At 46.7% G+C, this 10,164-nt stretch carries 7 protein-coding genes; 1 reads left to right on the top strand and 6 read right to left on the bottom strand.

Annotated features, from left to right (window positions below):
- Positions 1 to 183: 183 nt before the first annotated feature.
- The 6 genes from ABDW16_RS24980 to ABDW16_RS24955 form a co-directional block, all read right to left on the bottom strand.
- A complete protein-coding gene (locus ABDW16_RS24980; RefSeq protein WP_343673558.1) occupies positions 184 to 3,315 on the bottom strand; it encodes a SusC/RagA family TonB-linked outer membrane protein in 3,132 nt (1,043 codons plus the stop codon).
- Positions 3,316 to 3,431: 116 nt separating this feature from the next.
- On the bottom strand, positions 3,432 to 4,859 hold the full coding sequence (locus ABDW16_RS24975) for an OmpA family protein (RefSeq protein ID WP_343673556.1): 1,428 nt from the start codon (positions 4,857 to 4,859) through the stop codon (positions 3,432 to 3,434).
- A gap of 47 nt (positions 4,860 to 4,906) precedes the next feature.
- A complete protein-coding gene (locus tag ABDW16_RS24970) occupies positions 4,907 to 7,060 on the bottom strand; it encodes an alpha-galactosidase (protein ID WP_343673555.1) in 2,154 nt (717 codons plus the stop codon).
- 42 nt (positions 7,061 to 7,102) lie between these two features.
- Positions 7,103 to 8,281 (bottom strand): dicarboxylate/amino acid:cation symporter, encoded by a 1,179-nt coding sequence (locus tag ABDW16_RS24965; protein WP_343673553.1) that lies wholly within the window; start codon positions 8,279 to 8,281, stop codon positions 7,103 to 7,105.
- A gap of 8 nt (positions 8,282 to 8,289) precedes the next feature.
- Complete coding sequence (locus ABDW16_RS24960; protein WP_343673552.1) at positions 8,290 to 9,084, bottom strand: mycofactocin-coupled SDR family oxidoreductase; 795 nt, start codon at positions 9,082 to 9,084, stop codon at positions 8,290 to 8,292.
- Positions 9,074 to 9,598: a hypothetical protein gene (locus tag ABDW16_RS24955; protein WP_343673550.1), complete on the bottom strand. Its 525-nt coding sequence runs from the start codon at positions 9,596 to 9,598 to the stop codon at positions 9,074 to 9,076. Before ABDW16_RS24955 ends, ABDW16_RS24960 begins: the two co-directional genes overlap by 11 nt.
- A 176-nt stretch (positions 9,599 to 9,774) precedes the next feature.
- On the opposite strand from ABDW16_RS24955, the gene ABDW16_RS24950 reads away from it, so the two are divergent.
- Entirely contained in the window at positions 9,775 to 10,134 is a 360-nt protein-coding gene (locus ABDW16_RS24950; RefSeq protein WP_343673549.1) for a helix-turn-helix domain-containing protein, read from the top strand.
- Positions 10,135 to 10,164: the final 30 nt, after the last annotated feature.

The raw sequence follows: 10,164 nt of genomic DNA, 5'->3' as shown, positions 1-10,164 counted from the left end.
TAATAAGAGGTGATATTGCTTACATTAAACACATTCACCCCCGTCTGGTATGTGACTGCTGATAACAATCCATTAATAGGCGGATTGGTCGTTTGATTCGGATTCGTCTGGTTCACATCCAGGTAGCCTTTCGAACAACCTGTGATGGCGGCCAGCAAAAGTATATATATGCGTTTCATAACTTTAGAATTGAAGGTTTACACTGAACAGGAAACTACGGGTAGCAGGGTAAGTAAACCCTGCGAAACTATCTGCACCATTGCTACTGGCAGCAGCAGAACTGGTTTCCGGATCGAAGCCCGTATACTTTGTATGCAACCAAAGATTATTTCCTGTAAAAGATACGGTCGCACCGGCAATAGGTTTCAGCCAACCAGATGGCAATGTATAAGCTAAGCCGACTGACCGTAACCTTACCCAGGAAGCGTTTTCAATAAACTTTTCGCTGGCGCCACGATAGTAATTGCGATAATACCCAGCTCCATAGTCTACACCATCAGGCCCGGTACTCTGTCCCAGATAAACGGCCTTTGAATTCTGTGTTCCATTCGCCAATACACCATCAAATACAATCGTCTGGTTCCTGTTTTCCGTCATCTTTGACTCACCAAATGCAGCAAGGAAGTTAGAAAGCTGGTTGTACTTATATTGTCCCTGACGAACATCCAGCAACAATGAAAGCGTAAAATGCCTGTACCGGAAAGTTTGTAACGTGCTTCCAATCCACTTAGGCAATGTACTACCCAGGTATCGCTGATTAGTCACATCATCCAGCACAGGGAACCCATTTGCTCCAATGAGCAATGGCAGGTCCTTACGCAGGGTCACACCATCATCATCATCTTTGGAATAGTAGCGTTTAAAAGTACGGCCATATAAGGAACCATAGGCCATACCGGGTACGAGCTTGCTGGTAACGGTTGAACTAAGGTATCCATACTGGCTGGAAATCACGATCTCTTTCAGTTCAGCACCCTGCTGTTCATTTAGTTTGATCACCCTGTTTCTGTTCGTAGAGAAATTGATTTTAAAATCCCAGCTAAAGTCTTTTGTACGTACCGGCATAACCGTTACTGTAACTTCTAACCCCTTGTTATTTATTTCGCCCGCATTTACATACGCCTGGTCATAACCGGTAGCGTTCGATACATACACAGGCACCAGCAGGTCTTTACTCTTTTGCTGATAGGCATTTACTTCCAATCCTAAACGATTATCGAGGAAACGCAGTTCTGTACCAATCTCACTGGTGTTTGTAAATTCCGGGCGAAGATTTGCATTCCCCAATGTTCTGCTTTGATAAAAAGGTACCGTCGTACCAATAGGATCGCCTGTTTCAAAACCATTGGTTATAGCATATGCATCGCCATCTTTTCCTATTTGTGCATAGGACAGTTTCAGTTTACCATAGCTCCACCAGCCAGGTAACTTGAACATATCAGAGAAGATATAACTGAGGCTCGCACTTGGATAAAAGTAACTACGGTTCTCGCGGGACAAGGTAGATGTCAGGTCGTTTCTGCCGGTTAGCTCCAGGAAAAGCAGGTTCTTCCAGCCCAGGGTCAGGTCACCAAAATAGCCGTAGTTGCGGTAATCGAGGATGTAGGAATCTCCTTTCACACGTTTTGCATTGCCTAACAGGAAGAGATCGGGTACCACGAGCGTATCGCCTTCCACGCTGCTTCTGCGTACCCGCTGGTCGCGAAGGTCATGGCCGAGCTTGAAGTCAACAGAGAATTGCTCATTGAATGTCTTTGTAAAATTCGCCATAATGGTAGAAGTCAGGTTACGGCTACGCAGGTTATATTCATCAATAAAACCGTATTTGTTGTCATTGAGGTTGGGCGCTTCGCCTACCACCCCAAGCGGACCAGGTGCGGTGTGGGTACGGCCATCCGTGTAGAAGTCATTGCCAAAGCGGTAAGAGAAATTCAACCATTCTACCGGCTTGTAAGTGATATAAGCACTGGCGATGGTCCTGTTTACATTGTCTTTGAATTGATTGGTAGCGAGGGTATAAATGGGATTGTTGGTACCGCTGGTATACGTTTGCTGGGTGCCATCTTCCTTTTTATAATCTTTCATATTCCACCGGGGAGCCCAGTAGATGATCTGTTCGCCATAGCGGTCGGAGTTGACCCTGTTGCCACCTGAGTTGATATAATTGAGAGAAGCGCCGGCGCTAACTTTATCACTGATTTTGAAAGTGGCATTCAGGCGGGCATTGTAACTGGTATAATCACTGAAGGGGATCACACCATCCTGGTTGAAATAAGAGACAGATCCCATCACCTGCGCAGCTTCCGTACCGCCACCTGCACTTATGGTGTGGCGGGTTTGCATACCGGTACGAAAGGCTTGTTTATAGTTGTTAAAGAGTGTGGCGGGGTGGGTGGGGTCTTCCTGCCTGGCTTCGGCAACGGTAGGCCCCCAGGTAGGCCAGAAGCTGGTGGGATCGTATACGCCCAGGTAACCCTGGGTGTAGGTAGATTGTATCTCAGGCGTTTTATTCACCTGGTCAAAGCCATACATGCCATTGTAGGATACCCTGATCTTGCCGGCTTTAGCAGATTTGGTGGTGATGATGATGGCACCGTTTGCTGCGCGGATACCATAGAGGGCAGTGGCGGCACCACCCCGCAGCACGGAAATATTATCAATATCATCGGGGTTGATGTCAGCAGCACGATTGCTCATACCGCGGGTTTCTGCATCGCCGGTGGTGTAGGTGCTGTTGTCTATTTCCACTCCGTCTATGATAAAGAGGGGTTGGTTATTTCGATCGCCGGCGAGTGAGTTGATACCCCGGATGATGATACGGGAACCCTGACCGGGGCCGCCGCCGGTACTGGTAATTTGTACACCGGCTACTTTGCCCTGGAGGGCGTTGACCACATTGGGCTGGCGATTTATGTTCAGATCGGCATTGTCCACCTGCTGGATCGTGTAGCCGAGTGCACGCTTTTCTTTTTTAACCCCGAAGGCGGTAACTACCACTTCGTTCAGGTCTTTCTGAGCAGGTTGCATAACAGCATCTACGGCAGACTGAGTGCCGACAGGCAGTTCCTGTGTGGTGTAACCAACGTAAGAAAAGATGAGTGTGGCGTTGTTGTTTTTCAGGGTGATGGAGTAGGTTCCGGCCGCATCAGTGTAGGCGTGATTTTGAGTGCTCTTTTCAATGACGACGACTCTTTCCAATGGCTGTTTATTATCCCCGGCGGTGACAGTGCCGCGTACGGTTTTTCCTTGCTGCGCAACAGCAATCGAGGTGATGCTTAGCAATAATGCAAGCACCAGCCCTGACGATAAATTCATAAGCTGAGTTTTAGGTGAACAATGTGACTGTACAGATTATTTGAGTTAGACAAATCTTCCCTTAGGCGATTGATTCTGGTTTCTCTTTTTAAATTTAAACAAAAGGCATGAGTTTCTTAGTCAGTAGTATGAAAAATAATTATTTCCACCCGCCTGTTTTTCCTTCTTCCTTCTGGGGTTTTATTATCTGCAACAGGCTGTGACTCTCCGGCACCACTGATCTGGCGAATATCATTGCCTACGCCATACTGCTGCATATAAGCCGCTACGGCATTTGCCCTACGCAGTGATAAAGTATAATTATAATCATCATTCCCCGCATTATCTGTATGACCTGTCACCTGCAATTGTACGCTGCCATCGCGGGGTATTTTTTTCATCAAGCTATCAAGTGCAGCATGCAATGCCGGGTTCAATTCACTGCTGTTAAATTTGAATAATATATCCGGTATGATCAATGTATCTGGCGGCGGCACTACCTTCTTCGCAGGGGGGACAGCGGGTGTCACATGGCACAATATCATTTCTACCCTGTTATTATCTCCGCCTGATGTATCGTACCTTGGATTACTCTTCCCCTCCCCTCTTATCTGAAAATCATCAAAACTAAACCCTTCATTATATACAAGATAAGTAGCCACAGCCTTCGCCTTATCATAAGAAATAATTTTATTGTACTCCTCCGAAGCCGCCTGCCATGCATGCCCTACCAACTGAATCCGCATCGTGGTATCTCCCTTGTAATTCTTCAGCGCCTCGTTTATTGGCTGACGATACCTTTCGCTGATAGTCGTGCGATCCTGGTTAAATAAATCATCCTTTAAAATCAATGTATCACATCCTTCATGATCTCCATTCAACCGGTGCAGGACTGGCCTGCCGGGTGTGAGCGCTTCGGGAATAGAATGCCGGTGATGCTCTGCGTACAAAGCGGCGCGGGTGGCCGCCGTATCTGTACATAGCTGTAATTGTTCATTGACAGGGGTGATACTGATACTATCTATTAATAACTGTGCATTGTTATAACCGGAAAACCCGTTTTTACGTACAGGCGCTTTGAAATTGCCCAATATCAGGTGTGTTGCATTGCTGGTGGCAATATAGGTCTTCTCTAATAAATACCACGGCATCCTGGTATGCCATAGTTTCTTTTGTTGATCTGCTTCATTCAGTTCTACACTGACCGATTGTGACAGGCATCCTGTATTCTCACTAAAAATAAACGCCGTATCAAACCGGAGTCCGATGCGCAAAGGATAATTCTCCGTATTCATATACACCCGGATCTTATATGCCTGGCCCTTTTGCAAAGCACAGAGCAGCCGGGTTTGTATATACACCCTGGCATCCGGATTCTCTACCGGTCCTTCCTGCAACAGGGATACATAGTGCTGCCCCTGCAGCGCGGCGCCATTGCAGAGATATTTCATTTTGATCATCTCCGGTGCAACAGCCATCCACCCGCAGGGAGCGCAGGGCGCTATGTATTCCGTGCAGATATTTACTTCCTCAAAACTGGCATTTGGCACTAAATTCTGTGCCATCAGCCCCTTTGTACAGTAACAGAATAATATGATCAGTAAGCATATTTTCATTCAGCCACAATTTCCAATACTTTGCTGGACAATGGCTCATGCCCGGATACATTGATACCCGCTTTCATGAGATAGTCACCCGAAAATATTTTATTGTGTTCATATAAATGAGATTCTTCGCCGGGCTTCAGGTTGATTTCCGTCACCCTGTATTGTCTGTGTGGATCCAGTCCCTGTAATTTTACCGGTGTAAAGTTTTCACCAAAACGGGTATGCAGGTTATAGGCAAATAAAACTGATTTTGATTTAGTAGTATCTACATACATCAGCACCGCCCTGTTTTCATGATAAGGAGAAACGAGCCGATACAGATCGCCATGCGCCAGGACCGGCTGCAAACGTTTATAATTTGCCACTGCCTGCTGACTGAATGTCCATTCATCAGGCGTGAATTTATCCAGGTTGATATCATAACCCAGTCTGCCCATCATAGCTACATCTGTACGGAACTTAAGGGATTGCCTACCCCAGGACGTTATGTGATCTGCTACAGTAAATGAAGGGAAGAAATAGGAATAGCCCCATTGAATAAATACCCTTTCGTACGGATCGGTATTATCACTCGCCCAGAACTCTGTAAAATAGGGCAATGCGCCATAATCTACCCTGCCACCGCCGCCAGAGCACAACATGATAGCGAGGTGCGGATACTTGCTACGAATACGTTTCAGCACCTGGTACAAACTGCGGGTGTATTCAATATACAGGGCTCCCTGGTTGTCTTTCAGGTAAGGTGAATATGCATTTGTGATCATACGGTTACAGTCCCACTTGATGTAGGCTATACCCGGATTTGCAGTCATCATGTCATCTACAATGCCATAGACAAAATCCTGCACTTTGGGATTGACGAGATCCAGTACCAACTGGTTACGGAAGTAATCTTCACTCCTGTTAGGCAGTTTAAGAATCCAGTCCGGATGCTGGTGATACAGGTCGCTGGCAGGATTCACCATTTCTGGTTCCAGCCAGATCCCGAATTTCACCTTTTTCTCTTCGGCAGTTTTTACGAGGTAACCCAGTCCATGAGGCAGTTTAGCTTTCATTTCCTGCCAGTCGCCCAGGCCGGCATTGTCCGCATTGCGGGGATATTTATTACCAAACCAGCCATCATCCAGTAAGAAAAGATCAGCACCTAATTTATGAGCGTCATCAAACAGGGCGGAGAGCTTTTCTTCATTAAAATCAAAACCGGTAGCTTCCCAGTTATTGAGCAATACTGTACGGGGTTTCTCACCATCTATCACTCCATACTTTGCACCCCAGCGATGGAAGTTGCGGCTAAGGGTACCACGGCCATTATCGCTGTAGGAGAAGATAAACGCAGGTGTTTCGAAATGCTGGTCAGGTTGCAACCTGTATTGCGATGCATAGGTGTTCATGCCTGAAATGACACGCAGCATATTCAGTTCGTCGACCTCAAAAGCAAACCGGAAATTGCCGGTCCATGCCAGTGTACCTGCCATCACAGCACCATGCGTTTCAGTGGAAGGTTCATCTAACGAAACAAAGTAGAAAGGCATCTGGTACATATCCGCACGGGTACCCAATTTGGAATCAAGGATTTTAATCCCGCTGGTCAGCTCGTTTTCATCCATTTTCATTTCCTCTGCCCAATCGCCATGGAAGTTGGTGAGGTAGTATTTATGCGCATTGAAATGCAGGATGGAAGACGCGAAATTAGCCAGGACGACTGGTCCTTTTTCTTTATGACTGATTTCTGTCCATACTTTGAAGATATCTTCCTTTGCATAGGTATTGACATGCAGCAATACGGTGAATGGGTATTTTGGATCACGCAGGGTAATGGTTGTAGCGGTTACATTATCCTCAGTTTTCACAGTATTACGGCTGATGTATAATAACTCCAGCGAAGGGTTGCCATCTGCATGCGTGACCTGTATGGCGGGTTCAAACAGGTTGTTCATGCCGGCGGGGGTATATGCTTCCCAGCGATCTACGGGACGAAGCTGATCGCCGCCATCCGAGAGTCTGGGACCGAAATATTTCTGCAACAATCGTCCTTTCCCATCTACTTCAAAATCCAGTTGCAAGTGATCGGTGCTGGTAGAGAATCGTTCCTGCGCCAGCAAACGCGTGACGGGTAGACAGCAAAAAAGAATAAAGGCAATAGCGACCTGTTTAATCATAACGTAAAATGGTTAATTAGCTGGTTAAGCTATTACTTTTTTTCAAATTTTACTAAACCATTTGTCTATGAGCAGGCCGGCAGCGGTATCGCCTGTGGCATTGAGCAAGGTAGCGATGGGATCCAGCAGGGTGCCGATGATCATAATTACCGGCAGGACTTCCATGGGTAAGTGAAATGTGCCTACAATCAGCAGCTGGCCGACATAGCCACCATTGGGAATACCGCCCTCAATGATACTGACCAGCAGTGCAATGGCAAATGCCAGTACCCAGGTATCTATACCAGCTACCGGTCTGCCCACCAATGCAAAAGCCACTGCTACTTTGATGACGGCAGCGATAGCAGAGCCTTCTTTGTGGAGAGCAGCACCTAATGGAATCGTCATATCGGCTACCACGGGGGAAATATCCATTTTTTCGGCAGCCGCTCTATTGGCCGGAATGGTAGCCACGCTACTACAGGTACCCAATGCCATGGCTGATGGTAAGAGGTTATTTTTCCAGTAACGGCCCACGGCCTTCCAGCCACCGGCAATAAATGCATATAAAGAGAAGAAAATAAGGTAATATCCAATGGACACAATATACCCGGTTACCAATGCCTGCGCATAACTGCCAAATAACTGGGGCCCTGCAATCCCCGTCTGGTAGGCAAAATAAGCCCCCAGACCTATAGGTGCCAGTTTCATAATAAAAGACAATAACTGCTTCATCACTTCATTGGCGGAATGCAGGAAGGCCCTGAATGCGGCACCACTCTCTCCTGCCCTGCGGGCTGCAATACCCAGCAAAATAGAAAATATAAGTAGTGCCAACATATTTTTCCGGGACAGCAATCCATAAAACTCTTCTACAGTAAGCAGATGTACCAACTGATCGCCCGCATGCTCAGATGCAGGCGGCGCAATCGCAGCGAGGTGTGGAATCTGGTGGGTAACGGGAAATATAGAAATAATGACAATGGTAATGATGGCGGCAATACTTACTGTGGCAGCAAATACACCTAAAAGCAGCGTGATAATTTTACCTGTATCCAACCGGGCCACGGCATCTGCCACCGCAAAGAATACCATGGGAATCACTGCTGTAAACAACAGGTTCAGAAACAAATCTCCCAGGGGCTTGATGACGGCCACCTTGTCACGATAATAAATACCTGCCAGACTACCAACGATGATGCCCACCAGCAGCCAGATGATAGACCTATAATTTTTAAGCATACAGGGATTTATCTGGTTAATAATCCGGCATCCAATACGAATTGTGCGCCAGTGACATACCTGGCTTTGTCTGATGCGAGGAAGACCACCATATTGGCCACATCTGACGGCTCTACCCAGGGTACATCAATCAGGTTACCTGCAGAGCGCTCAGCTATTTCCTGCGGAGTAGCGCCTTCCAGCGCTGCCAGACCGTCGTTCATAGGGGTATTGACACCCGTGGGATGAATAGATACGGCCCTGATATTGTAAGGCGCCAGTTCAATGGCCCACGATTTGGTAAGGCCGGTCAGTCCCCATTTGGAGGCGGCATAGTGGCTCAATCGGTTCATGCCCCGCAAGCCGGCAATGGAAGAGTTATTGATAATGACGCCTGATTTTCGCGCGATCATGATGGGAATTATATGTCTGCCCACGATCCAGGCTCCTTTCAGGTTGATGTCAATCATGGCATCCCATTCCTCTTCCGGCAGTTCGTGCGTAAACCCGTATGCACAGATTCCAGCATTGTTGAAGAGAATGTCAATCTGCCCAAAATGCTTGTGCACCGTTTCAACGGCAGCTTTTATAGCACTATTATCCCGTACATCGGCAGTAAAAGTAAGGCAGTCTACCCCCAGTGACTTTACGCTTTGGGCCAGGGTATCCAGTTCGTCGGGGGTACCCAGGGCATAGCCCGGGTAAGCTAAGGGTTTTGCTACGTCTACAGCGGCTATATGCACACCTTCGGCCGCCAGGGCCAATGCGACAGCGCGGCCCTGACCGTGGGCGGCGCCTGTAATGAAAGCGACTTTATTTGCCATAGGAAGAGAGGTATTCGTCTATGTCTGTTTCCAGTACGTTGTTAAAAATATTAGTGGCGATCATCTGGCCTGCGAAGGCCACCAGTTCTACCACCTGTTGCGGGTTATATAACCGGGCGATTTTTGAGAACAATTCATCAGGAATCCTACCTTGATTCGTGGCAATTGCACTTCCAAAATCCATCAATAGCTGCTCATTTTCGGAGAATTTCAGGTCTTCCGGAACTTCCCCATTATCAATAATTATTTTGCGAAAAAAAGTGGTGCAAAGCGGGCAATTACTGCCAACCGATACCGTATATGCGAACAGGTAAGCCGGCCGATTGCCAATAAAAGTTTTTATCTGCTCATAGAGCTTATACCAGTCCATATAGACCTCAAAAGCAACCAACGACCGGCCAAGTGTAGCTTTCATATTGGTAATCCGGGCATTGTACTGGCTGGTGTGCGCCGTGTAGGCATTTTGAACATTTTCTGGTGTTTCAGATAGCGGAAGCGGGTCGATTCTGGGCATATACAAGGGTTATAATATCCAAAATACGATTTTCCTACAAACTAAGTAGGCTATTTTGTGACTTGTACAAAACGATAGAATCACAGTCCTTTTCATAATAGTTTTTTCCTTTAACTGTTAAACATTAACTTTGGGGGTACTGATAATTTTATAGAGTACTGACAAAAATGTAAGTAATGAGAAAAGAAAGCTCTACTAATACATTGAACAGGAATAAAATCAGCAACAACTGCGGTATGGCGTATACGCTGGACGTCATCGGCGGCCGATGGAAACCGACTATCCTCTGGAGCCTGCTTAATGGCAAGCTGCGGTACAGTGAACTGAAAAAATCCATTCCTGATGTATCTGAAAGAATCCTGGTTCTGCAGCTGAGAGAACTGGAAAAAGACGGACTGATCAACCGGCTTGTTTATGCAGAAGTGCCACCCAGGGTAGAATATGAACTCACTAAAGACGGGGCATCACTTCAACCCATGTTAGAGATTATATCTCAGTGGGGGGATATGCATAGACCTAAAAAAACAAAAGACTAATTTGCCTTTATAAACATTAAGACACGCAAT

It is taken from the genome of Chitinophaga sp. (genome assembly GCF_039596135.1).
Lineage (GTDB): Bacteria > Bacteroidota > Bacteroidia > Chitinophagales > Chitinophagaceae > Chitinophaga.
Note: the sequence above shows the minus strand (reverse complement) of the source record. Positions and strands in the feature narration are given on the sequence as shown.